The sequence below is a fragment of the Streptomyces sp. NPDC091272 genome (genome assembly GCF_044757485.1).
Classification (GTDB): domain Bacteria; phylum Actinomycetota; class Actinomycetes; order Streptomycetales; family Streptomycetaceae; genus Streptomyces.
In genome coordinates this window covers 22,227-44,711 of record NZ_JBIVVC010000020.1, presented here as the reverse complement: position 1 = coordinate 44,711, position 22,485 = coordinate 22,227, and the positions used below count along the sequence as shown (strand labels likewise).

The window sequence follows — 22,485 nt, the reverse complement described above, 5'->3', positions numbered from 1 at the left end:
GTGTCGTCTCCCCGTCGCGTATGTCCCGTGTGCCGCCGCGAGATCGCTGTCGTCGCCGCCCGCTTCGCCCGTCACGATCCGCCCGGCGCGCGCGGCACGTCAGAGCTGATCTCCTGCCCCGGCTCGCGCAGCGCGGCGCCCCTCGGGCCGGCGCTGCAGCAGTCCCTGGACGGCTACACCACACCGGAGTTCCCGGGTCAGCTGCCGCTGTTCTGACCGTCGAGGTAGGACCAGCCCCCGTCGACGCGCACGAACCGGCTCACCTCGTGCTGACTGTCGGCCCGGCCCTCGTGCACGAAGTGGGCGCGGAACTCCACCGTTCCCTCCTGGTGGAAGGCGGAGCCCCCAGTGGTGGCGACGATGTCGAGCCCGGTCCAGTGCATGCCGGGGTCCAGGTCCAAGGAGCCGGGCCGGGTCGTAGGGTGCCAGGTCCGCAGCAGATGGTCGACGTCGCCCACCACGAAGGCGCTGTAGCGCGAACGCATCAGCCGCTCGGCGGTCGGGGCCGCGGCCTCCCCGCGGTGGAACCGTCCGCAACAGTCCCCGTAGGACTGCTCACGTCCGCACGGGCAGGGAGCCGTGGCGCTGGTCTTCGTACGAGAGCGAGGCATCTTGGACATGCCACCATCTTCCCCCGGCGGTACTCGGCCCCCGTACGCCCCCTCGCGGCGGACGCCATTGCTGGGGCCCGAAGGCCTTCTCCTGGCGCCGGCCGGTTGCCGCGGAGTCTTCAGAGACCGCCGCGCAGCTGCTCCCACTCCCGGCGGTCCCGCTTGGTCGGCCGGCCCGCCCCGCGTTCGCGCACTCCCACCCCGATGGCCTCCTTCGGGGGGCGCGGGGCGCTCTTGTCCACGAAGCACTCGGCGGCGGGCACCGCCCCCACCCGCTTGCGTACGAGCTGGGAGACCACGACGACCCGCTCCCAGCCCTCCTGCCGCACCCGCACCTCGTCGCCGACGCGCACCGACTGGGCCGGTTTGGCGCGCTCCCCGTTGATCCGTACGTGCCCTGCCTTGCAGGCGGCAGCCGCCATCGACCGTGTCTTCATGAGCCGCACGGACCAGACCCAGCTGTCGACCCGTACGGTTCCCGCTTCCGAAGCCATACACCCAACCCTAATGCGACAGGGCGGAACGCAAGGCGGCCCATGAGGGGCGGCCCGCGGCGAGGCAGGACGGCACGAGGTCCGCGAAGCTGAGGAACCCGTGCACCATGTCCTCCTGCACGTCCAGTTGGGCGGGTACCCCCGCGTCGCGCAGCTGTCGGGCGTACGAGGACCCTTCGTCCAGCAGCGGATCGTTGCCCGCCACCACGATGTACGCGGGGGCGAGGCCCGAGAGGTCGGAGGCGTGTGCCACCGCACCGTAGGGGATGGCCTGCTCGCGGGAGATCGCACCGAAGTGGTGCCGGTGGAAGAAGGCCATGGCCTCCGTTCCGAGCATCGGCGCCTCGGCGAAACGGCGGCGCGAGGGCGTCTGCTCCAGCCCGGTCGCCGGGTACCAGAGCAGTTGCAGGGCGGGCTGCGGCAAGCCTCGGTCGCGTGCCATGAGGCATACCCCGGCAGTGATCGAGCCGCCCGCGCTGTCCCCGGCGAGTGCGATGCGGCCAGGATCTCCGCCCCACGCGTCGACGTGCTTGCGTACCCACGCGTACGCGGCGAAGCCGTCCTCCAGCGCGGCGGGGAAGGCGTGTTCGGGTGACAGTCGGTAGTCGACCGAGATCACGAGTGAACCGGTCTCCCGCGCGGTCGTCCTGCAGAGCGCGTCATGGCTGTCCAGGTCACCCAGGACGAAGCCCCCTCCGTGACAGAACACGGTGACCGGCAGGCCGGGGTCGAGCGAAGGGTGGTAGACGCGTACCGGGATCTCTCCGGCAGGGCCGGGGAGGCTCGCGTCCACGACCCGCGGAAGTTCCGTCGTGACCGGCATGAGGCCGAGCCCGGCCGCAGCTTGGGCACGGAAGTCCGCGGGTTCCAGGGACCAGTCCATCGGAGGGATCAGGTCCAGGAACTGTTGGAGTGCTGGTTCGATCGGCATGGCGTCACTCCCTGACTGCCGTCACTGACGCGCCGAATGTACGTGCCTACCGCACGGAGGGGAAGAGCAGAGGGGAAGAGCCGTACAACAGTCAACGTCCCTCGTGCCGGGGCCCCCGCGGAAGGGGAGAAATCAGGTGGCGATTCCTCGTGCGGACGGTGACCATCGCGGCATGCACCCGTTCCTGACGACCGAGCGCCTCGTCCTGCGCCCCTTCACCGGGTCCGACACGGACGTCGACCATCTGTTTGCCCTGGACAACGACCCTGAGGTCATGCGGTACATCAACGGCGGCCGGCCCACGACCCGCGAAGAGATCCGTACCAGGACGCTGCCACGGCTCCTGCACGACCACCCGGGCCTCGGCACCCGCGGCTACTGGGCGGCAGAGGACCGGGCCAGCGGCGCCTTCCTCGGCTGGTTCGAGTTCCGCCCGGTGGACGACCACAGCGCCACGACCGTCGAACTCGGCTACCGGCTCAACAGAACGGCATGGGGGAGCGGACGTGCGACGGAGGGCGCGCGGGCGCTTGTCCGCAAGGGGTTCACGGACCTCGGTGTGCAGCGGGTGACCGCGAACACCATGGCCGTCAACACCGGATCCCGCCGGGTGATGGAGAAGTCGGGCCTGAAGCTCCTGCGCCACTACACCGACGACTGGCCCGAGATTGTCGAAGGATCCGAACAAGGCGAGGTCGAATACACCCTCACGTGCGCGGAGTGGGAGCGGCGCGGCTGAGCGCGGCCGGAGACACTGGGATTCCGCGCCGGACGGCTCCGTGCCCCCGCCGCCCCCAGAGAGGTTCCACCATGATTCGCTTACGCACCACGACGGCCGCCCTCGCGGCCATCGCCGCCGGAAGTCTCCTGACCGCCTCCGGCGCGTCTGCCGACAGCACGTCCGCCCCCAGCCGGTGCGCCGCCATCCAGCACGACCTCGACGCCTACCGCCGGGGCGAGATCCAGTACTTCGTCGACCCCGAGCCGGCCTGGCGGGCGGAGGCGGAGCAACTCGGCTGCGAGATCTGCGGGCTCTGACCTCGTCAGGCGGGGAGCCGGTTGGGGTGGGACATCCGGCGGGCCGCCCGGAGCAGCCCCTGGATCTGGGGCCCCGCCTGTTCGACGTCGTTCACCGGGGTGGGGAACGGCAGTCGTACGTCGGCGTGCGTGTGCGGGTACTCCAGGCGCAACGTGAGACCGTACCTGTCCATCGCGAGCGGCAGCGCACGGGTGAGTTCCGCGGTTCGTGGTTCGCGCACGAGTCGCAGCAGCAGAGGGATCAACTCGGCGTGCGAGTCCAGGAGATGCGTCAGCATCCCGGCCTCGAAGGGGGCGAGCGGGTCGGGGAAGGTGTGTTCCAGGGCGTCGAGCGTGACGTAGGTGCGTCCCTCGGCGTCCTCGATGACCGCCTGCCCGAACTCCATGCACGTGCTCTCGTCCGTGGCGGTGGTGTTGTACGGGGCGGCCAGGAGCCCGGTGAGGGTGACGCGGGCACGCACCCGGTCCCGTACGGGCGTGGACGCCACGTCGGTGAATTCCAGCCGTACCGGGATGCGTTCGTGGACCGGGGCGTCGGGGTGGCCGGCGGAGCCGGACGCGGGCCGGCTCTCACCGACCGGTTCGTGCAGGTGGATACGGCTCATGACCCCCGCCCCGTCGAGCCTGCGCACCTCCGTGTGCACACCGTCGCTGACGACCGTCATCGAGTGGGCGGCGGCCAGTACGGAGCGCACGCGTTCGGCGCTGGTCGGCTGCGGGGCACGGGTGCGGGGCAGGCGCATGCTGAATCTCCATGGGGGCAGCGGTGAATCACCGGAGCGAGCAACTTAGGTAAGCCTAACCTAATGAGTCGTGCTGGTCATGGGGCGGGTCCATTCGGCCGTCGCCGCTGCGGAGGGCCGACGGGGTACGGGCGTCCACGTCACCTAGACTCCGCGGATGGCGAAGTACTTCGACGTGCACCCCGAGAACCCCCAGCCCCGCACCATCAAGACCGTGGTCGACAGCATCCGTTCCGGAGCGCTCGTCGCCTATCCGACGGACTCCTGTTACGCGCTGGGCTGCCAGCTCGGCAACCGTGACGGGATCAACCGGATCCGGTCGATCCGCAACCTCGACGACCGGCACCATTTCACTCTCGTATGTCATGACTTCGCCCAGCTGGGCCAGTTCGTGCAGCTCGACAACAAGGTGTTCCGCGCCATCAAGGCCGCGACGCCGGGAAGTTACACCTTCATCCTGCCCGCGACGAAGGAGGTGCCGCGCCAGCTCCTGCACCCGAAGAAGAAGACGGTCGGCGTCCGGATCCCCGACCATGTCGCCGCCCAGGCCCTGCTCACGGAGCTCGGCGAGCCGTTGCTGTCGAGCACCCTGCTGCTGCCCGACCAGGAGGAGCCGATGACACAGGGCTGGGAGATCAAGGAGCGCCTGGACCACGAGGTCGACGCGGTGCTCGACTCGGGAGACTGCGGCACGGTGCCGACCACGGTCGTGGACTTCTCGGACGGTGAGGCGGAGATCGTACGACGCGGGGCGGGCGACACCGAGCGCTTCGAGTAACGAGAGGCCGGGCGCGGGCCCGCGATCCGACGCGAGCCCGCGCGAACCGCCCCTCGCGCCCCACGCGAGGGCGCCGGACCGTGACGAGTACCTGGCCGCCGCCCTCCGCCGTCACCCTGCGGGCGTTCGAGGTGGCCGTACTCCTGCCGCACCCACCGCGGTGCATGACAAGCTGCCCGTGTGAGCGATCTCGGGCATGACATCTCTGACATACGCGACAGCTACGACGCCGTGGCCGAGGAGTACGCGACCCGGCTGCACGAGGAACTCGCCGGCAAGCCACTGGACCGCGCGCTCCTCTCCTGCCTCCTGGAGCAGACCGGGCCGGGAGGCACGATCGCCGATCTGGGCTGCGGCCCCGGCCACGTGGCGGCCTGGCTCACCGGGAACGGCGCGCACACCGTCGGCATCGACCTGTCGGCCGGCATGGTCGAGACCGGGCGGCGCAGATTCCCCGAAGTCGAGTTCCGCCAGGGCGACCTGCGTGAACTTCCGGCGAAGGACGGCGAGTTCGCGTCCGCGGTCGCGTTCTACTCGATCATCCACCTCCACCCCGACGACCTGCCGCGCGCCTTCGAGGAGATGCGCAGGACGCTGTGCCCCGCCGGGCTGCTCCTTCTCTCCTTCCACATGGGTGAGGAGATCCGGCACATGGGCGAGTGGTGGGGACAGCAAGTGAACCTCGACTTCCGCTTCCTGGCCCCCGCGCGGATCGCCGCCCTCCTCGAAGCAGCCGGATTCGCCGTGGAGATGCGTATGGAACGGACCTGCTACCCGGACGAGGCCGAAACCCGTCGGTGCTACTTCCTGGCCCGCCGTCTGCCGCGCGACCCTGCCTGATCGACATCTCGTTCCCGACGGCGTACACGCCCCGGCACACCGACCCCGTATCGGTACACAAGGTCCTTTTCGCAGACTGTTTTCAGCCATGCTTAGGTTAGGCTAACCTTCGGCTTGTGAATGTCGGTGAAGAACTTCCCCAGGGCTCGCCTCCCCGCGGCCACACCCTGTCCGCCACGGATGTCACCGTGGCGTACGACGGTGTCGACGTGGTGCACAGTGCGTCCCTCGAACTGTCACCCGGGCAGGTGACCGTACTGGTCGGGCCGAACGGCAGCGGGAAGTCCACCTTGTTGCGGACCGTGGCCCGGCTGCAGCGAGCACGTAACGCCTCGCTGACGCTCGACGAGGGGACGGACGGCTTCGCCCTGACCCCTCGTGAGTTCTCGCAGCACGTGGCGCTGCTGACACAGGGACGGCCCACCCCCAGCGGGCTCTCCGTACGGGACGTCGTGGAGTTCGGCCGCTACCCCTACCGGGGGCGCTGGGGCCGGACCGACCCGGACGGGCGCACGGCGGTGGACCGCGCGCTCGAAATGACCGGTGTCACCGAACTCGCCGAGCGGGGCGTCGAACATCTCTCCGGCGGGCAGCTCCAGCGGGTGTGGCTCGCGAGCTGCCTGGCCCAGGAGACGGGCGTGCTGCTCCTGGACGAGCCGACGACCTACCTCGACCTCCGCTACCAGGTGGAACTCCTGGACCTGATACGCGACCTGGCGGACGACCACGCCATCGCCGTCGGCGTGGTGCTGCACGACCTGGACCAGGCGGCCGCCGTCGCCGACCGGATCGTACTGCTCCGGGCGGGGCGGGTGATCGCGGACGGCGAGCCCGAGGAGGTACTCGCGCCCGGGCTGCTGACGGACACGTACGGCATCCGTATCGAGGTGTCCACCGACCCGCTCACGGGACGGCTGCGCACCAGGGCGATCGGCCGGCACCACGCCCGGCGCACGCCCGAAGGTGTACGCGTACTGGACAGCGACGACGCACAGGTCGGCACCCGGGCGTAACCCCGCGACCGCCGCGGTCCCCGGACCCGGGTGCCACCCGGCACCTGCGTGCACCCCGGCACCCGTACACAACCCCCGGCCCCCGCAAGCAACCGGCCCCCGCAAGCCGCCCGCCCCCGGCGCGCCCCGGCCCACTCCCGTGACCCACGGGCGCGGCCCCCAACACCTCATCAACCCGCAGGACTCCCCGCAGAACGCGCTCAACGCGCCTACCGCGCACACCGAAAGGCTCAGTACCCCGCCATGAGACGACTCGTCCTCGCCGCCGCAGCGGCCACCGCCGCCGCCCTCACCCTGAGCGCCTGCGGCACGACCGAACCCGCCGCGGACAAGACGGAGAAGAAGACCGCCGAGCGCATCTCCCTCACCGACGGCACCGGCAAGAAGGTCGAGCTGGACGGGCCCGCGAAGAAGGTCGTCGGGACCGAGTGGGACGTCATCGAGCACCTGGTCTCCCTCGGTGTCGACCCCGCCGGTGTCGCCGACGTCAAGGGCTACACCGCCTGGGACAAGGCCGCCCCGCTGAAGAACGCGCCCAAGGACATCGGCACCCGGGGCGAACCCAGCATGGACACCGTCGCCGCCCTCGCTCCCGACCTCATCGTCGCCACCACGGACCTTCCGCCGGCCGCCGTCACGCAGCTGCAGAAGATAGCCCCGGTCCTGAACCTCAAGGCGGCCGACGCCAAGGACCCCCTCGGCACGATGACCAAGAACCTCGACCTGATCGCCAAGGCCACCGGCACCACGGCCAAGGCCGACGAGCTGAAGAAGAACTTCGACGCCAAGCTCGCCTCGGGCAAGCAGGCACTGGAGAAGGCCGGCTACAAGGACGCCAAGTTCGCCTTCGCCGACGGTTACGCGGAGGGCAACCAGGTCTCCATCCGCCCGTACACCAGCGGTTCGCTCATCGGCGCCGTCAACGACAGGCTCGGCCTGAAGAACCCGTGGAAGGTCAAGGGCGACCCGTCCTACGGTCTCGGCACCACCGACGTCGAGGGCCTCACCAAGCTCGACAAGGACGCGGAGTTCGCGTACATCGCCAACGACACCGACAAGAGCAGCAACGTGTTCACCGGCGCGCTCGCCGACAACGGGGTGTGGAAGTCGCTGCCCTTCGTGAAGGGGAACAAGGTGCACCGGCTGCCCGACGGCGTCTGGATGTTCGGCGGCACCCTGTCGATGGAGAGTTACGTCGACTCCCTCGTCGCCGCGCTGAAGAAGTAACGACGGGACACGCGTAAACACCATGGCCGTCACCACCACCGCACCCGCCGCCCCCACCACGGCGGCGGCTTCCCGGAAGGGCGGCGCGGTAGCGGTGACGGCCGTGCTCGTCCTGCTGGTCGCCGCCCTCGCCGTCGTCGACATCGCCCAGGGCACCGCCCACGTCGGCCCGGCCCAGGTCTGGAAGGCCTTCACCGGCCAGGCCGACCCGGCGGACGCCTCCGTCGTCGTCGCGTCCCGGCTGCCGCGCATGGCCGCCGGAATCCTCGCCGGCGCGGTCCTCGGCATGGCGGGCGCAGCCCTCCAGGCCGTCAGCCGCAACGTACTCGCCGCACCCGACACCCTCGCGGTCAACGCCGGCTCCTACCTGGCGCTCGGCGTCGCCGGCGCCACCGGCATCTCGCTGCCCCTGCTCGCCTCCTCCGGCATCGCCTTCGTCGGCGGTCTGGCGGCCGCCGCCCTCGTGCTCGGCATGTCGGGGCTCGGCGCCGGGACCGTACGGCTGGTCCTCGGCGGTACGGCCCTCACCCTCGGCCTCACCGCCGTCACCGAGGGCCTGCTCCTGCTGTTCCCCGAGGAGACCCACGGGCTCTATGCCTGGAACCAGGGCAGCATCGCCCAGAACGGCTTCGGCGGTGTCCTGTGGATGGTGCCCCTCGCCGTCGTCGGGCTCACCGGGCTGCTGCTGGTCGCCCGCCGGGTCGACGCCCTCGCACTCGGCGACGACGCCGCACGCGGCCTGGGTGTTCCGGTCCGGGCCACCCGGGTGACCACCGTCGTACTGTCCGCGCTGCTGTCCGCCGCCGCCGTCACCCTGTGCGGCCCGATCGGCTTCGTCGGGCTCTGCGCCCCGGCCCTCGTACGCGTCCTGGCACGCCGCTACCGGGGTTTCAACCGGGTGCGCGCCAACGTCACCGTGTCCGCGCTGGCAGGCGCCGTACTGGTACTGGGCTCGGACGTCGTCCTGCGCACCCTGGTGTCGGCCGACACGTCCGTCGCCGTGCCGACCGGTGTCGTCACGAGCCTCGTCGGCGCCGTCTTCCTGATCGTCCTGGCGACCAGAGGGCGCGACCTGGGAGCCGCGTCCCCGCCGGACAAACTCCGCATCCGCAGCCGCGCCGTCTTCCTGGGCGTGACCGCGGTGCTGATCGCCGTGCTGATCGGCCTCGTCGTCGCCTCCGTACTGCTCGGTGATTCCAAGCTGCTGCTCGGCGACGTCGTGAACTGGGCGCAGGGCAAGGCAGGCCGGGCCGTCTCCTTCGTGCTCGACACCAGGGTGCCGCGGGTGCTCGCCGCCCTCCTCGCCGGGGCCGCCCTCGCCCTGGCAGGCACCCTCATCCAGGCCGTGACCCGTAACCCGCTCGCCGAACCCGGCGTCATGGGTGTCTCCGGCGGTGCCGCGCTCGGCGCGGTGATCCTGGTGACGACCATGCCCATGGCCGGGCCGACGGGCCTGGCGCTCGCCGCCTTCGCCGGGGCGGCCCTCGCCTCGGTCGTCGTCTTCGGGCTGTCGGCGCGAGGCGGCTTCCAGCAGAACCGGGTGGTGCTGGTCGGCATGGGAGTCGCCACCGCGAGCGCCGCGCTGATCAGCCTGTTCATCGTCCTGACCGACCCGTTCAACGCCACCAAGGCACTGACCTGGCTGTCCGGTTCGACGTACGGGCGCACCCTGCCGGACCTGGTGCCGCTCGCCGTCGTCCTGGCGGCGGGGGTCGCCGTGGCGGTCGTACGGCGGACCGAACTGGACCTCGTCTCGCTGGACGAGGACACGCCGAGGCTGCTCGGCCTCGGCCTCTCGCGCTCACGCCTGGGCTTCCTCGCCCTCGGCGTCCTCCTGAGCGCCGCGGCCGTCGCCGCCGCAGGCACCATCGCCTTCGTCGGCCTGGTCGCCCCGCACGCGGCGCGGGCCCTGGTCGGCCGCCGCCACCTGCGGGTGGTGCCGGTGGCGATCCTGCTGGGGGCGGTGCTCGTCGGCACGGCGGACGTCGTGGGTCGCACCGTGATCGCGCCCGCGCAGCTCGGTGCGGGCCTGCTGACGGCGGTCATCGGGACGCCGTACTTCCTGTGGCTGCTGGTACGCAGCAGGGGAGAGTCCCGCTAGGGACGCCACCAACCGCCGCGCCGCCTGCGCCGGGCGGGCGGCGCGGACACCACTGTGCCTGCGCCGCCCGCCCTTCGCACGTGGATCACACCTCGACGAGCAGGTCCCGCAGCCCCCGCATGACGAAGTTCGGCCGGCGCTCCGGTTCGGCCACCGGCCGCAGTCGCGGCGCCTGCGCCAGCAACGCACGCATCGAGGCGGCGAGTTCGAGCCGGGCGAGGGGTGCGCCGATGCAGTAGTGGATACCCGCACTGAAAGAGATGTGTGGATTCTCCCGCCTGCCCAGGTCCAGCTGCTCCGGCCGTGCGAAGACAGCCGGGTCGTGATTGGCCGAGCCGAACAGCAGGGCGATCTCCGAACCCCGGCGGATCCTCACCCCGTCGATCTCGATGTCGTCGAGCACCCACCGTTCGAAGAGCTGCAGAGGCGTGTCGTAGCGCAACAGCTCCTCCACGGCCGAGGGGACCAGCCCCTCCGGGTCCGCCCGCAGCGCCGCCAGTTGCGCCGGATTGCTGAACAACGCGTACCAGCCGTTCGTGGTCGCGTTCACGGTCGCCTCGTGTCCGGCGTTCAGCAGCAGCACACAGGTGGAGATCACCTCCTGCTCACTGAGGCGTTCCCCGTCGTCGTGCGCGGCGATGAGCCCGGACAGCAGGTCGTCACCCGGCTTCTCGCGCCGTACGGCGATCAGGTCCCGCAGGTACGAGGAGAACTCGACCGACGCCCGGACGGCCCGCTCGGCCACGTCAGGCGGGGGATTCAGCTCGTACATGCCGCAGATGTCGGCGGACCAGGGCCGCAGCGGCGCCCGGTCCGACTCCGGGATACCCAGCAGGTGCGCGATGACCGCCACCGGCAACGGCTCGGCCACCGAGGCCAGCAGGTCACCGCCGCCCTCGGCGACGAGTCCCGCCACGAGCCGGGAGGCCAACTGCTCCACGTACGGGACGAGTGCGGAGACGGTGCGCGGGGTGAAGGCCTTGGAAACCAGCCGTCGGATGCGCGTGTGGTCCGGTGGCTCCAGATCGAGCATCCCGCTGTCGTTGAGGACGTGAAAGGCCTCATGCTCCGGCGGTGGCGCAGCGCGCCCGAACTCCTCGTGCGAGAAACGGTGTTGGTACGAGCGTCCCAGGCGCCGGTCACGCAACAGCGCCGACACGTCGCCATGGTGCCCCACCAGCCACTGCTGCGTCGGCTCGAACCAGTGCACCCGTCCGCGTGCACGCAGCTCCGCATAGGCGGGAGTGGGGTCGGCAAGGAACTCGGGCGACCACGGGTCAAAAACATCGTCCATGAGCGGACGCTAACCGCCCCACCCCTGGCCTGACCAGGCTTCTCCCCGCCCCCGCCCTGACCAGGCTTCTCCCGTCCCCGGCCCGACCAGGCTGCTCCCGCCCCTACGCCGCCGCCGGCTCACCGGCGGACGGGGAGAGCCACAGCGCCTTCGCGTACGCGCAGAGCTCTCCCTCCCGGGTGGCGACCGCGCTGCCCGCCATGTGCTTGCGACCCGAGTGCGAGACCGACCAGCCGAAGCTCACGTGGTCCTCACCCAGGACGACGGGCCGGAGCACGGTCGTCGCGAGGTAGGCCGTCACCGTGTTGGGCGGCGCGTCGCCGAACAGCCGGCAGGCCCAGCCTCCGGGACAGTCGAGCGCACCCCACAGATGTTCGGCCGGCAGGGTCGAACCCCCCTGGCCCAGCGCCGGATCCGGCGTCCAGGCGGCGGCCACCAGGGACTCCTCGCCGAGCAGGGCGAGGTTCTGCCTAAGCCCCCGGCCGGGCTCCCTGCCCATCCCGCAGCCGAAGCAGTCACGGGTGGCGAAGGGCGATTCCGACAGCGGATGCTCCTTCTCCGCCCTGAGCGCCCGGTCCCAGGACGGGACACGCGGGGGAGTGGGCACCAAATCCTCGTACACCCGGGCCGTCACCAGGGCGCCGTCCCCGTCGGCCAGCTCCTGACCGCCACGGGCGCCGGCCCGCACCGTCAGCGGGGAGCCGAGCGGAACGGGCCTGCGGAAACTCACCTTGACCGACGCGCCGTCCGCGAAACCCCGCGCGAGCAAACCCGCCGCGTAGCCGCCGAACCCCACCCCGGGAAACCCGTACGCGTGCCGGGGGACGACCAACTCGGTCCGATCCCCGGGAAGTTCCCGTACAGGCATGGTTCGTCACTCCTGAGGTGAGGGTGCCCGGCGGCCGGGCCCGGCCGCCGACGGGAAGACCATCACGCCCTTCTGATGAGCGTCAACCACTCATCCGTGCGGACAGGAGCGGCCGGGCACCGTGCGGGCAGGAGCGGCCGGGCGGGGCCGTTACAGGATCTCCAGGGGCCGCTTGCGCACCGGTGCGGGGAACGCGTCGTCGAGCGCCCTGAGGTCATCGTCGGTGAGGTGCAGGCCGAGGGCGGCGTGGTTGTCCTCCACATGGGCCACCGTGGACGCCTTGGGAATGGCGATGACGTCGTCGTGACGCAGCACCCAGGCGAGCGCCACCTGAAGCGGTGTGACTCCGTGCGCCCTGGCCACGGAGTCGAGGGCGCCGTGTTCTCCCAGCCGACCCTGTTCGAGAGGGGAGTACGCCATCACCGGTACCGAACGCGCCCGGCACCAGTCGAAGAGGTCGTACTCCGGGCCCCGGCGGGTGAGGTTGTACAGAATCTGGTTCGTCTCCAGGGCGGCGCCCGACGGGAGCTCGTCCAGGTCGTCGACGTCCAGGTTGCTCACGCCCCACCCACCGATGCTGCCGTCGCGCACGAGTCCTTCGAGGGCCTCGACGGTCTCGGCCAGCGGCACTCCGCCCCGCCAGTGCAGCAGATACAGGTCGATCCGGTCCGTACCGAGACGGCGCATGCTCGCACGGCAGGCGTCGACGGTGTCATTGCGGCCGGCGTTCGACGGCAGCACCTTGCTCACGAGGAACACCTCGTCGCGGCGCCCACGGATCGCCTCGCCGACCAGTTCCTCCGACGCGCCGCTGCCGTACATCTCCGCCGTGTCGATAAGGGTCATACCCAGATCGAGACCCCTGCGGAGCGTGGCGAGCTCCTCCGCGCGGTCCGCCCGCCGGTCCCCCATGTGCCACGTGCCCTGGCCCAGAGCGGGCACGCTCGTACCGGAGGGGAACGTCACTGTCCTAGCCGCTGTCATGGTGCATCCCTTTTCGTGTCTTCAACCGTCGCGCCCACGCCGGAACACCACCATGCTCACATCACCCGCGGTGCATCCGTTACGGCGGCAACTGGCGAAGTGGTGCAGGCGGGGCGCCGAGAGGGGCGGTGGGGCGGCAGCGAGTGGTGTCGCCTCCGCCCTTTCGCGCCGCCCCGGCGTCGCGTACCGCTCGGAGCGCCACCCGTACGGAATGCTGGGCAGCCGGCATCCATGCCCGAGTGGAAGCGACCGGAACCGACGGACCTGCGACCGGAACTGACGGAGGCGCACCGTGCAGCAGCCGCACCACCCCTTGACCCCGCAGGCCCCGGGAGCCCCGCATGCCCCGGGCCGACCCGGCACGACGCCCCGGCCCACGGCAGCCGCCCCCCACCCCCGCTACGACACCGACATCGCCATCGTCGGTGCGGGCGCCGCCGGTCTCTCGCTCGCCCACCGGCTCTGCGAGACGCCCCGCACCGGCCGTGCCGGGCCCACAGTGACCCTGGTCGACGCGCCGCCGGGGCCGTTGCGCCCGCCCGAACGCACCTGGTGCTTCTGGGAAGGCCCGCAGGGCGAGTACGACGACGTACTGAGCGCCTCCTGGGACCGGCTGCGCGTGCGCGGGCGCGACGGGGACACGGTGCACTGCCGGCTGGCCCCCTCCCGGTACAAGATGCTGCGTTCGGCGGACTTCGAACGGGTGGTGGGCGCGCGGCTGGACGCGACACCGCGACTGACGCGGACGGCGGCGACGGTAGACGCCATCCACGACCTGCGGCCCGGAGCCGAGATCCGCGGAACGACGGCAGCCGGCGCCCCCTTCCGACTGCGCGCCCGATGGGTGTTCGACTCCCGTCCGCCGCGCGCCCTGCCCCCGTACCGCACGCTCCTCCTGCAGCACTTCCGGGGCTGGTTCGTCCGCACCCGCCGGCCGTTCTTCGACCCCGCCACCGCCGACCTGATGGACTTCCGCACCCCGCAGCCGGCGCGCGGACTGTCCTTCGGCTACGTGCTGCCCCTCAACCCGCGGGAAGCGCTGGTGGAGTACACCGAGTTCTCGCCGCAGCCTCTCGACGACCGGGGGTACGAGCGCGCCCTGCGCCACTACACCCACCATGTGCTCGGCCTGGACCCGTTCGAGGTGACCGGGGTCGAGGAAGGGGTGATCCCGATGACGGACGCCCGCTTCCCGCGCCGCCACGGCTCGTCGACCTTCCGTATCGGAACCGCGGGCGGGGCCACCAGAGCGTCCACCGGCTACACCTTCGCCGCCGTGCAGCGGCAGAGCACGGCGGTCGCGGACGCCCTGGCACGAGGGCGGGTGCCGCTCCCGCCGGCCGCCTACCCGGCCCGTGCCAGGGCCATGGACTCCGTACTGCTGCGCGCCCTGGCCACGGGACGGGTGGACGGCTCGGAGTTCTTCACCCGGCTCTTCAGCGGGGTGCAGGAGGCGCGGATGCTGCGCTTCCTGGACGGTCGCACCACATGGCGCGAGAACTTCGCCGTCGGCCTGCGCACGCCGGTCCTGCCCATGCTGCGCACGGCGGCCGAGCTCCCGTGGCTACCGAAGCGCCCGGCCGGCCGGCCGTTGGGCCGTTAGAAGCCAGAACCGCAACTCCCCACAACCCACTACCGCAGAAGCAAGAGGAAGCCACCACATGAACCGGAACGACCTGCTTCGCGACGACGCCCTCTCCGCCGCGTTCGACCGGGCCGCCCGTACCTACGACCGGCTGACAGCGGCCAACCCCGGCTATCACGCGCACCTGCGGCGCTCGGCGCGGCGGCTGGGGCTGCCACACCGCGGTGAGGGGCTGCGGCTGCTCGACCTCGGCTGCGGAACAGGAGCCTCCACCGCGGCCCTGCTGCGGGCCGCCCCGCTGGCGGAGATCGTCGCGGTGGACGCCTCGCAGGGCATGCTGGAGCAGGCGGCGGCCAAGCACTGGCCGCCGGGTGTCTCCTTCGTGCACGCACCCGCCGAAGGCCTCGAAGAGGCGGGAGTGCGAGGGCCGTTCGACGCGGTACTGGCCGCCTACCTCCTGCGGAACGTGAAGGACCCGGACGCCGTCCTCGACTCCGTACGCGGGCTGCTCGCACCCGGCGGGCGGCTCGCGGTGCACGAGTACACCCTCGGTGGAAGGCTCGTCGACCGCATGGTGTGGAGCGCGGTCTGTCACGGCATCGTGCTTCCCGCCGGCCGTGCCTTCGGCGACGGAGACCTGTACCGCCACCTGCTGGAGAGCGTGGTGGACTTCGACACCGCCGAGGAGTTCGCGGCCCGGGTGCGCCGCGCGGGCTTCAGCTCGGTGCGCGTGCTGCCGCTGCCCGGCTGGCAGACCGGCATCGTGCACACCGTGCTCGCCGCGGCCCCGGGCACCGCCGCACCCACGCCGAGCGACGCACGGCCCGTGGTGGCGGAGGGCCGGCTGTGAGCGCCGGCGGGAAGGGCGCACCCGTGGCCCGCCACGGCCGCGACCGCCGGGCCGTCCGCGTGCCCGGCCCCGAAGGACGCCCACGCGCTCTCGGCGCGGCGCCCGCCGTGGCCGTCGCAGGCGGCGGAATCGCCGGGCTCGCCGCCGCCACCGCCCTCGCCGAACGGGGCGTCCAAGTCACCCTGTACGAACGGGAGGAAACGCTCGGCGGCCGCCTCGCGGGATGGCCGGTGGAGCTCGCCGACGGCTCCTCGGCGACGATGAGCCGGGGCTTCCACGCCTTCTTCCGCCAGTACTACAACCTGCGCGGACTGCTGCGCCGTGTCGACCCCGGCCTCGACGTACTCGCCGGACTGCCCGACTACCCCCTCCAGCACCGCAACGGACTGTGTGACAGCTTCGCCCGCGTCCCGCGCACCCCGCCGTGGAGCGCGCTCGGCTTCGTCGCCCTGAGCCCTGCCTTCGGCTGGCGCGACCTGACCCGGATGAACCCGCGCGCCGCGCTGCCCCTCCTCGACGTACGGGTGCCCGAGGTGTACGACCGTCTCGACGACGTCAGCGCCCGCGACTTCCTCTCCCGCATCAGGTTCCCCGAGGCCGCGGACCACCTGGCGTTCGAGGTGTTCTCCCGCAGCTTCTTCGCCGACCCGCGCGAACTGTCCGCGGCCGAGCTCGTCCTGATGTTCCACATCTACTTCCTCGGCTCCAGCGAAGGTCTGCTGTTCGACGTGCCGCGCGAGCCGTACCCGGACGCCCTGTGGAACCCGCTCGGCGAGTATCTGACGGGACACGGCGTCCGGTTGCGCACCGGCCACGCCGTCCTCGGCGCGGCGCCCACGCCCGGGGGAGGGGTGACGCTCTCCACCGCCGCCGGGGAATCGCCCTACGACGCGCTGGTCCTCGCCCTGGACACCGGCGGCCTCCAGGCCGTGATCGGGGGCTCGCCCTCGCTGGGCGACGCCGACTGGCGGGCGCGCATCATGCGGCTGCGCACCACACCGCCGTTCCTGGTCTCCCGGTACTGGCTGGACCGCCCGGTCGGCGCGGACCGCGCCGGCTTCCTGGGCACCGGCGGATTCGGCCCCCTGGACAACGTCAGTGTGCTGGAACGCTGGGAGGGCGAGGCCGCGCGCTGGACCGCCCGCACCGGCGGCTCGGTCGTCGAACTACACGCGTACGCCGTCGACCCGGCGGCCGACCGTCCGGCGGTGCAGGACCGCCTGCTGGCCGAACTTTACCGGGTGTATCCCGAAACCCGGGAGGCGAAGGTGGTGGACGTACGGCACGAATGGCGGGCGGACTGCCCGCTGTTCGAGGTGGGCGGCCACCGCGACCGGCCCGGGGTGCGCACCCCCGACCCCTGCGTGGTGCTGGCGGGTGACCTGGTCCGCACCTCGCTGCCCGTCGCGCTGATGGAACGGGCCGCCACCACCGGATTCCTCGCCGCGAACGCCCTCCTGGAACGGTGGGGCCTGCGCGGGCAGACGCTGTGGACGGTGCCCGACCGGGGCCGGGTTCCCGCCCTACGGGCCCTGGCCTCGCTGGCCGGCGGCTGAGGCACACCGCGCCGCGCCGTGCCCGACGGGGCACGGCGCCACGGCCGAACCGGGCGGCAGAAGGAGCTCAGCCGGGAAACCGACCGGTACTGCGCAGCTCCCAACGGCGTTCCGCATAGGCGATGTCGTCGCGCCACAGGCGTCCCGCGGCGGCCCGCATCAGCGGGCGCAGAGCGGGCGCGGCCGCCCTGGCCACGGCGAAACCCTTGCGGCCGGAGGCAGCGACCACCGCTTCCACCACCGCCGTACGCGGACGGCCCGAGGCATCCGGGGTCAACGGCGTGGCGTGCGTCTCGACCACCGAACCGCGGCCCTCACCGCGGGTGATGTGCATGACGACGGTGCGCGGCTCGGGGGCGGTGAAGACCGCCCTGACCGGCACCACGGCCCGCCCGGCGACCTTGAAGGAGACGTCCACGACGAAGGCGTCCTCCACATCCTCCCCGTCCGCCGTATCGGCACCGCCCGCACAGGCGTCACCGTCCCCGAACGCGTCCGCGCCCGTAGGCCGCACACCGCCCGTGTCCCCGCCGGGCGCACTGACGACCGTCAGGTCGACGAAGGAGTACGGGTGGAACCACGCCCCGTGCCACGGGTCGAGCCGGTTGGCGACCACGTCCTGCGGCTCGCAGCGCCCGACCACCGTGCAGACGGCCGCCACCGCCCCCGCCGGATCCGGCCTGCGCGGAACCACGGGGCGGTCCGACGGAGTCTCACCGCCGACGCGGTCGAGCCGCACCCAGACCAGCACCCCGTCGTCGTACGCGGGGAAGGGCGCCCACCCGGCGAACGCGGAGCCGTCCAGCGCCAGTCCGTGCCAGTGGCAGACCAGAGTGCCGCACCGCACCCGGCTGTCCTTGAGCGGCGCACCCAGGTGCGGGCAGGCACCGGGCCCCGCGCGCAGCTCACCGTCACCGTCCCGCCAGAGCACGATCTCCGTCCCGCCGACGACACGGCCGACCGGCCGTCCGTCCGGCACCTCAGCCGAGGCACCCACCACGAACCAGTTGCCCGAAGGACGCGACTGAGCGCGCTTCAGGGCGTCCGCGATCACTGCCGGGGAAGCGTCGCGCCAGGTGGGTTGCTGCCGCTCCCAGGGCACCGGCGTACGGCGCAGCCGCAACGGGAGACGGGAGCCACCGGGGGAGCGTTCCCCGTCGGGGAAGCGTTCGCCGTTCCTCGTCACACCGACCCCTTCCCGTCCCGGCCGCCGTACATCGCCGCCCACCCGGGCGCCCCGGCAACCGCGAGGCCGACCGGCGCCGTCACCCTGCCGGAGACCGGTGCGAAGGTCCTCGCGAGAGCGACGCGCACCAGCCCGTCCAGTGCGACCGCTGCCCTGCGCCGACGCGGGACCACGGCCCGCCGGTGCAGCACGCTGTACCCGTCGTCCGCGACGGCGTCCAGAATCGCCCCGTAGAGCACGAAGGCGGTACGGATGCACGGCCGCGACACCGGGTCGAGCTGGGCGAGGCCCGGCGCCGCCTCCCGGTAGACGGAACGGGTGAGGTCCGCGGCCGCGCCCAGCGCGGCGGTGATGCGGTGATCGCGAAGACCGGTCAGCCGGCTCCAGATGAGCAACTCCCGGTTGACGCCGTGGGCGTCGAGGAGGTCGGCGGGCAGGTACACGCGCCCCCTGTCGAGATCCTCACCGACATCACGCAGGAAATTGGTCAGCTGGAAGGCCACACCGAGCGCCGCAGCCTGCGGCGCGGCCTCGGCACGCGGCACGACCGTGCCCAGGACCGGCAGCATCTGTAGCCCGATCACCGCCGCCGAACCGTGCATGTACCCCCGCAGGTCCTCGTACGTCGCGTAGTCGGTGACGTCCAGGTCGCTGCGCATGGACGCCATGAAGTCGGTGAAGTGCCGCGGATCGATCTCGTACCTGACCGCGGTGTGCGCCAGCGCGCGCACCACCGGCTCGGCGCTGTCGGAGCCCGCCAGACCGGCACGCAGCTGTACGAGGAGCGCGCCGAGCGCCTCCGCCCGGTCCTGGGTGGTGGCCGTGCGGTGCAGGTCGTCGACGATGTCGTCGGCCCAGCGGGCGAAGCCGTACAGGGCGTGGACGGCCGGGCGCCGCTCGACAGGCAGCAGCCGGGTGGCCAGGAAGTAGGTACGGCCGTGCCGGGCGTTGAGGCGTCGGCAGTGGTGGTAGGCGGCGCGCAGGCGCGGATCGGTGATCCCCGCCGCGTCCAGTTCACGGTCGGTCATGCGGCGCCTTCCTGGCTGCGGTGTCGGAGAGGGGCGGACGGCCGCGGGGATCCGACGACGCGGGCCGCCGCGAGCTTGCCCGAGATGAGGACGGTCGGCACCCCGACGCCAGGGGTGGTGCCGCAGCCGGCGAGAACCGCGTTGTCGGTGCCGCGCACCAGGTTGCCGGGGCGGAAGGGCCCGGTCTGCGGGAAGGTGTGGGCCACGGAGAAGGGAGTGCCGGCCCCGTGCCCGTCGGCGCTCCAGTCCGCGGGGGTGACCAGGCACTCCTCCTCGATCGCCGAGCCGATGCCTTCCAGCCCGCGCTCCTCCAGCGTGCGCAGCAGACTGTCGCGGTAACGCGGCGCGAGGTCCCGCCACTGCCGCGCGTCCGGACCGACGACGGTGTTGGGACAGGGCGCCAGCACGTAGTGCAGATGACGGCCCGCCGGCGCCAGCGCCGGGTCGGTCGCGGTGGGACGGGTGATGAGCAGGGAGGGGTCGGACATCAGGTCCCCCTTACGGGTCAACTCGTGGAAGGTCTCCTTCCAGGCCCGGCCGAAGGAGATCGTGTGGTGCCCCAGCCCGGCCCAGGTGCGGTCGGTGCCCGCGTGCAGGACCACCGCGGACGGCGAGTGACGCAGCGGTACGACCCTGCGCGGGCGCCTGCCGAGCAACCGGTAGGTGACGGGGAGGTCAGGGGTGAGCACGACGGCGTCGCAGGGAATCCGCCCCTGGTCGGTGACGACCGCGGTGACGCGCTCGCCGGTGCCCGAGCGTTCCAGGCGCGTCACGGTGTGCCCGTAACGGAAGTCGGCGCCCGCTTCGGCGGCGGAGTCCGCGAGGGCACGCGGCAGTGCGTGCATACCGCCCCGCGGGAAGAACACCCCGGCAACGGTGTCCATGTAGGCGATCACGGAGTACGCGGCGAGCGCCCTGGCGGGCGGCACCCCGGCGTACAGCGCCTGGAAGGTGAAGACGCGACGCAGCCGCTCGTCGGAGAGGAACCGGCCGATCCGGGCGTCCATCCTGCCGAACCCGCCCAGGACGGCGAGCCGGGCCAGATCCGGGTGCAGCAGCTGGAGCGGCGAGTCGAAGTTGGCGTCGATGAAGCGGCCCATCTGCGCGCGGTAGAGCTGCTCCAGCCAGACACGCAGCCGCCGGTAGCCGAGGGCTTCGCGGGCCCCGGCGAACCTGGCCACCTCGGCCTCCATCTCCTCACCCCTGGTGTGCACGTCCAGCGAGCTGCCGTCGGCGAAGCGCGCCCGGTAGGCGGGGTGCAACGGGATGAGGTCAAGACGCCCGGCCATGGAGTGACCGACGGCGGCGAAGGCGTCCTCGACGAGGTTCGGCATGGTCAGTACGGTCGGCCCGGTGTCGATGCGATAGCCGCCACGCCGCAGCAGGCCCGCCCGTCCGCCCGGCTCGTCGGCGCGCTCGACGACGGTGACCCGGCGCCCGGCGCCGAGCAGGTGCAGCGCCGCGGACAGCCCGGCCAGCCCCGCACCGACCACCACGACGTGGTCGGTGGGCCCCTTCACCGTCCTCATCAGGGCCTCACCAAGAACGCGGTCGAAGCGGTGGGAACAACAGGAGCGGCCGAAGCGTCCGGAGCGGTCGCAGCCGGCGGCTGTGCGGGCGATGTACGAGCCCGTGCGGCGGGCCGGCACAGCGCGGTGTCAAGGAGCATCGGGATCCTCATCGGGTCGTCTCTTCCAGGGCCCGGCAGGGTGCGGGCGTCCCGTGGTGTGCCGTGCTCGGACGCCTGCCGCAGCGGGCGCGGCAGCGGACCCGGCCTCGGAAGCGGGGCCGTGGGCGGAGGCGGACCCGGCCGCAGCTGCGGGAGCGGAGCCCCGCGAGGAGGCGGTCCTGGCCTCGGAAGCGGAACCGAGGGGGGAAACGGACCCGGCCGCAGCCGCGGTAGCGGGACCGTGCGCGGAAGCCGCCCCGGACTCGGCCACGGGAGGAGTGTGCGCCACGAGCGGCAGGCCCGCGACCGCGCCCAGCAGTGCCCGCAGCCGGCTCTCACCCTGCGGGGCCAGGGCCGCCGACGTCAGATGACGGTTGCTCACCGCGACGAGCCGCCCGATCCTGGCCTCGACCAGATCCCGGGCACCCGTCTCCACCAGCGCCTCGCGGACCCGCTCCACACCACCTTCGTCCAGCGTCGCGTCCCCCACGGAGCTGTCGAGAAGCTCCACGACCGCCCGGTTGCCGGACGCCACCGCGCGTGCCCTGGCGATCGCCGTCAGATAGGTGAGCTTGCCGTCGCGGATGTCGTCCCCCGACGGTTTGCCCGTCACGCGGGGGTCGCCGAACACGCCGAGCAGATCGTCCCTGAGCTGGAAGGCGAGGCCCGCACTCCGGCCCGCGGCGCACAGCGCCCCGGAGGTGCGGTCGTCCGCCCCGGCGAGTGCGGCGCCCAGCGCCAGCGGCCGTTCCACCGAATACAGGGCGCTCTTCAGCATCGCCGTGCGGATCGCGGTGCCCACCGCCCGCGAGCCGGTGACCTGGCCGTGCAGGTCCAGGTACTGGCCGGCCACCATCTCGGTCCGCATGGTGCGCCACACCGCGTGCACCCGCGCCCACGCGCCCCCGGCGGAGCGAACCGTGTCCCAGGTCTCCGCGGCCAGGTCGTCGGCCCAGCTCAGGGCGAGATCCCCGGCCAGTACGGCAGCCGCCTTGCCGAAGGGCTCGCCGGGCCCCGGCGCGCCGCCCGATCCGTACCGCCTCCCCAGGGCGACGTGCAGGGCGGGCCTGCCCCGGCGGACGACGGACCCGTCCATCACGTCGTCGTGCACCAGGGCACAGGTCTGAATGAGTTCGAGCCCGGCGGCCAGTCGTAGCGCGGTGTCCCCCTCACCGGGGCCCGCACCCCCGCCGCAGGCACGCAGCCCCCACCACAGGAGCTGGGACCGCATCATCTTGCCGCCGTCGAGGGTGAAGGCGGCGACCCGCTCCGCGACGTCCTCCGCGAAGACGGCGTCGAGCGCCGCACAGTCACGTACCCGCTCGCGCAAGATCTCCTGGAGCACCGAGCGGACGGCGTGCGGCACGTTCTGATCGGTGACCCACGTCAGGGAGCGGCCGGGCGGAGCGGTGTCCCGGGAGCGGACCGTGGCGGCCGACGACGGAGCGGGCCGGCGGTCACAGCTCTCACCGGCACTGCGGACGGCCCCCGAAGGGTCCCCGGCGTGCCACCCGGCGGCCTGCGAGGACTCCCCGGGATGCCGCCGTACATTCTCCGCGGGCTCCCCGGCGTGCCACCGGACGGTCTCCGAGGAGCCGTCCCCCGTCCTCGTAAGGCGCATCACTCTGCCTCTCCTGGGATTCAGCCGACGTGCATCGTCTGGGTATTCGGCCCGGCGGACGCGTTCGG

At 72.3% G+C, this 22,485-nt stretch carries 22 protein-coding genes; 11 read left to right on the top strand and 11 right to left on the bottom strand.

The window, feature by feature from the left end:
* Positions 1 to 216 carry a hypothetical protein gene (locus ACIQM4_RS34040; protein WP_401599375.1) on the top strand — a complete coding sequence of 72 codons (216 nt, stop codon included), beginning with the start codon at positions 1 to 3 and terminating at the stop codon, positions 214 to 216.
* Here ACIQM4_RS34040 and ACIQM4_RS34035 read toward each other — a convergent pair.
* The 3 genes from ACIQM4_RS34035 to ACIQM4_RS34025 all read right to left on the bottom strand — a co-directional run bounded on the left by ACIQM4_RS34035 (position 198) and on the right by ACIQM4_RS34025 (position 2,036).
* The gene (locus tag ACIQM4_RS34035) at positions 198 to 620 is read right to left on the bottom strand and encodes a YchJ family protein (RefSeq protein ID WP_401599374.1); all 423 of its coding nucleotides are present in this window, start codon (positions 618 to 620) and stop codon (positions 198 to 200) included. The genes ACIQM4_RS34040 and ACIQM4_RS34035 overlap by 19 nt on opposite strands.
* Positions 621 to 730: 110 nt before the next feature.
* Positions 731 to 1,105, bottom strand: a complete 375-nt coding sequence (locus tag ACIQM4_RS34030) for an RNA-binding S4 domain-containing protein (protein ID WP_401599372.1) — start codon at positions 1,103 to 1,105, stop codon at positions 731 to 733.
* A gap of 10 nt (positions 1,106 to 1,115) precedes the next feature.
* On the bottom strand, positions 1,116 to 2,036 hold the full coding sequence (locus ACIQM4_RS34025; protein ID WP_401599370.1) for an alpha/beta hydrolase: 921 nt from the start codon (positions 2,034 to 2,036) through the stop codon (positions 1,116 to 1,118).
* Between the two features lie 172 nt (positions 2,037 to 2,208).
* Between ACIQM4_RS34025 and ACIQM4_RS34020 the strand changes: the two genes are divergently transcribed.
* Together ACIQM4_RS34020 and ACIQM4_RS34015 are read left to right on the top strand one after the other, a co-directional pair.
* Entirely contained in the window at positions 2,209 to 2,775 is a 567-nt protein-coding gene (locus ACIQM4_RS34020) for a GNAT family N-acetyltransferase (protein ID WP_401599396.1), read from the top strand.
* Between the two features lie 71 nt (positions 2,776 to 2,846).
* Positions 2,847 to 3,074 (top strand): hypothetical protein, encoded by a 228-nt coding sequence (locus ACIQM4_RS34015; protein WP_401599369.1) that lies wholly within the window; start codon positions 2,847 to 2,849, stop codon positions 3,072 to 3,074.
* Between the two features lie 5 nt (positions 3,075 to 3,079).
* On the opposite strand, the gene ACIQM4_RS34010 is transcribed toward ACIQM4_RS34015, so the two are convergent.
* Positions 3,080 to 3,817, bottom strand: a complete 738-nt coding sequence (locus ACIQM4_RS34010; protein WP_401599367.1) for a DUF2470 domain-containing protein — start codon at positions 3,815 to 3,817, stop codon at positions 3,080 to 3,082.
* Positions 3,818 to 3,974: 157 nt separating this feature from the next.
* Here ACIQM4_RS34010 and ACIQM4_RS34005 point away from each other — a divergent pair, with 157 nt between their 5' ends.
* The 5 genes from ACIQM4_RS34005 (at position 3,975) to ACIQM4_RS33985 (ending at position 9,776) form a co-directional block, all read left to right on the top strand.
* Positions 3,975 to 4,595 carry an L-threonylcarbamoyladenylate synthase gene (locus ACIQM4_RS34005; protein WP_401599365.1) on the top strand — a complete coding sequence of 207 codons (621 nt, stop codon included), beginning with the start codon at positions 3,975 to 3,977 and terminating at the stop codon, positions 4,593 to 4,595.
* 180 nt (positions 4,596 to 4,775) lie between these two features.
* The gene (locus ACIQM4_RS34000) at positions 4,776 to 5,435 is read left to right on the top strand and encodes a class I SAM-dependent methyltransferase (protein WP_401599363.1); all 660 of its coding nucleotides are present in this window, start codon (positions 4,776 to 4,778) and stop codon (positions 5,433 to 5,435) included.
* A 116-nt stretch (positions 5,436 to 5,551) separates the two neighbouring features.
* Positions 5,552 to 6,448, top strand: coding sequence for an ABC transporter ATP-binding protein (locus ACIQM4_RS33995; RefSeq protein ID WP_401599361.1), 897 nt, complete (start codon positions 5,552 to 5,554; stop codon positions 6,446 to 6,448).
* Between the two features lie 243 nt (positions 6,449 to 6,691).
* Entirely contained in the window at positions 6,692 to 7,675 is a 984-nt protein-coding gene (locus ACIQM4_RS33990) for an iron-siderophore ABC transporter substrate-binding protein (protein WP_401599359.1), read from the top strand.
* Positions 7,676 to 7,697: 22 nt separating this feature from the next.
* Positions 7,698 to 9,776 carry an iron ABC transporter permease gene (locus ACIQM4_RS33985; RefSeq protein WP_401599358.1) on the top strand — a complete coding sequence of 693 codons (2,079 nt, stop codon included), beginning with the start codon at positions 7,698 to 7,700 and terminating at the stop codon, positions 9,774 to 9,776.
* An 85-nt stretch (positions 9,777 to 9,861) separates the two neighbouring features.
* On the opposite strand, the gene ACIQM4_RS33980 is transcribed toward ACIQM4_RS33985, so the two are convergent.
* From ACIQM4_RS33980 to ACIQM4_RS33970, 3 genes are all read right to left on the bottom strand, one after another.
* Positions 9,862 to 11,070, bottom strand: coding sequence for a cytochrome P450 (locus ACIQM4_RS33980; RefSeq protein ID WP_401599356.1), 1,209 nt, complete (start codon positions 11,068 to 11,070; stop codon positions 9,862 to 9,864).
* A 103-nt stretch (positions 11,071 to 11,173) separates the two neighbouring features.
* The gene (locus ACIQM4_RS33975; protein WP_401599355.1) at positions 11,174 to 11,938 is read right to left on the bottom strand and encodes a hypothetical protein; all 765 of its coding nucleotides are present in this window, start codon (positions 11,936 to 11,938) and stop codon (positions 11,174 to 11,176) included.
* A 150-nt stretch (positions 11,939 to 12,088) separates the two neighbouring features.
* Positions 12,089 to 12,922, bottom strand: coding sequence for an aldo/keto reductase (locus ACIQM4_RS33970; protein WP_401599353.1), 834 nt, complete (start codon positions 12,920 to 12,922; stop codon positions 12,089 to 12,091).
* Positions 12,923 to 13,334: 412 nt separating this feature from the next.
* Between ACIQM4_RS33970 and ACIQM4_RS33965 the strand changes: the two genes are divergently transcribed.
* From ACIQM4_RS33965 to ACIQM4_RS33955, 3 genes are read left to right on the top strand one after another with little or no spacing between them, the layout of a single operon-like run.
* Complete coding sequence (locus ACIQM4_RS33965; RefSeq protein WP_401599395.1) at positions 13,335 to 14,525, top strand: lycopene cyclase family protein; 1,191 nt, start codon at positions 13,335 to 13,337, stop codon at positions 14,523 to 14,525.
* A gap of 58 nt (positions 14,526 to 14,583) precedes the next feature.
* The gene (locus ACIQM4_RS33960; protein WP_401599351.1) at positions 14,584 to 15,357 is read left to right on the top strand and encodes a class I SAM-dependent methyltransferase; all 774 of its coding nucleotides are present in this window, start codon (positions 14,584 to 14,586) and stop codon (positions 15,355 to 15,357) included.
* On the top strand, positions 15,354 to 16,913 hold the full coding sequence (locus ACIQM4_RS33955) for an FAD-dependent oxidoreductase (RefSeq protein WP_401599349.1): 1,560 nt from the start codon (positions 15,354 to 15,356) through the stop codon (positions 16,911 to 16,913). Before ACIQM4_RS33960 ends, ACIQM4_RS33955 begins: the two co-directional genes overlap by 4 nt.
* Positions 16,914 to 16,980: 67 nt before the next feature.
* On the opposite strand, the gene ACIQM4_RS33950 is transcribed toward ACIQM4_RS33955, so the two are convergent.
* The 4 genes from ACIQM4_RS33950 to ACIQM4_RS33935 form a co-directional block, all read right to left on the bottom strand.
* Positions 16,981 to 18,099: a DUF5914 domain-containing protein gene (locus ACIQM4_RS33950; RefSeq protein ID WP_401599347.1), complete on the bottom strand. Its 1,119-nt coding sequence runs from the start codon at positions 18,097 to 18,099 to the stop codon at positions 16,981 to 16,983.
* Positions 18,096 to 19,127 carry a phytoene/squalene synthase family protein gene (locus ACIQM4_RS33945; protein ID WP_401599345.1) on the bottom strand — a complete coding sequence of 344 codons (1,032 nt, stop codon included), beginning with the start codon at positions 19,125 to 19,127 and terminating at the stop codon, positions 18,096 to 18,098. Before ACIQM4_RS33945 ends, ACIQM4_RS33950 begins: the two co-directional genes overlap by 4 nt.
* On the bottom strand, positions 19,124 to 20,656 hold the full coding sequence (locus ACIQM4_RS33940; protein ID WP_401599343.1) for a phytoene desaturase: 1,533 nt from the start codon (positions 20,654 to 20,656) through the stop codon (positions 19,124 to 19,126). Before ACIQM4_RS33940 ends, ACIQM4_RS33945 begins: the two co-directional genes overlap by 4 nt.
* 129 nt (positions 20,657 to 20,785) lie before the next feature.
* A complete protein-coding gene (locus tag ACIQM4_RS33935; RefSeq protein WP_401599341.1) occupies positions 20,786 to 22,417 on the bottom strand; it encodes a polyprenyl synthetase family protein in 1,632 nt (543 codons plus the stop codon).
* Positions 22,418 to 22,485: the final 68 nt, after the last annotated feature.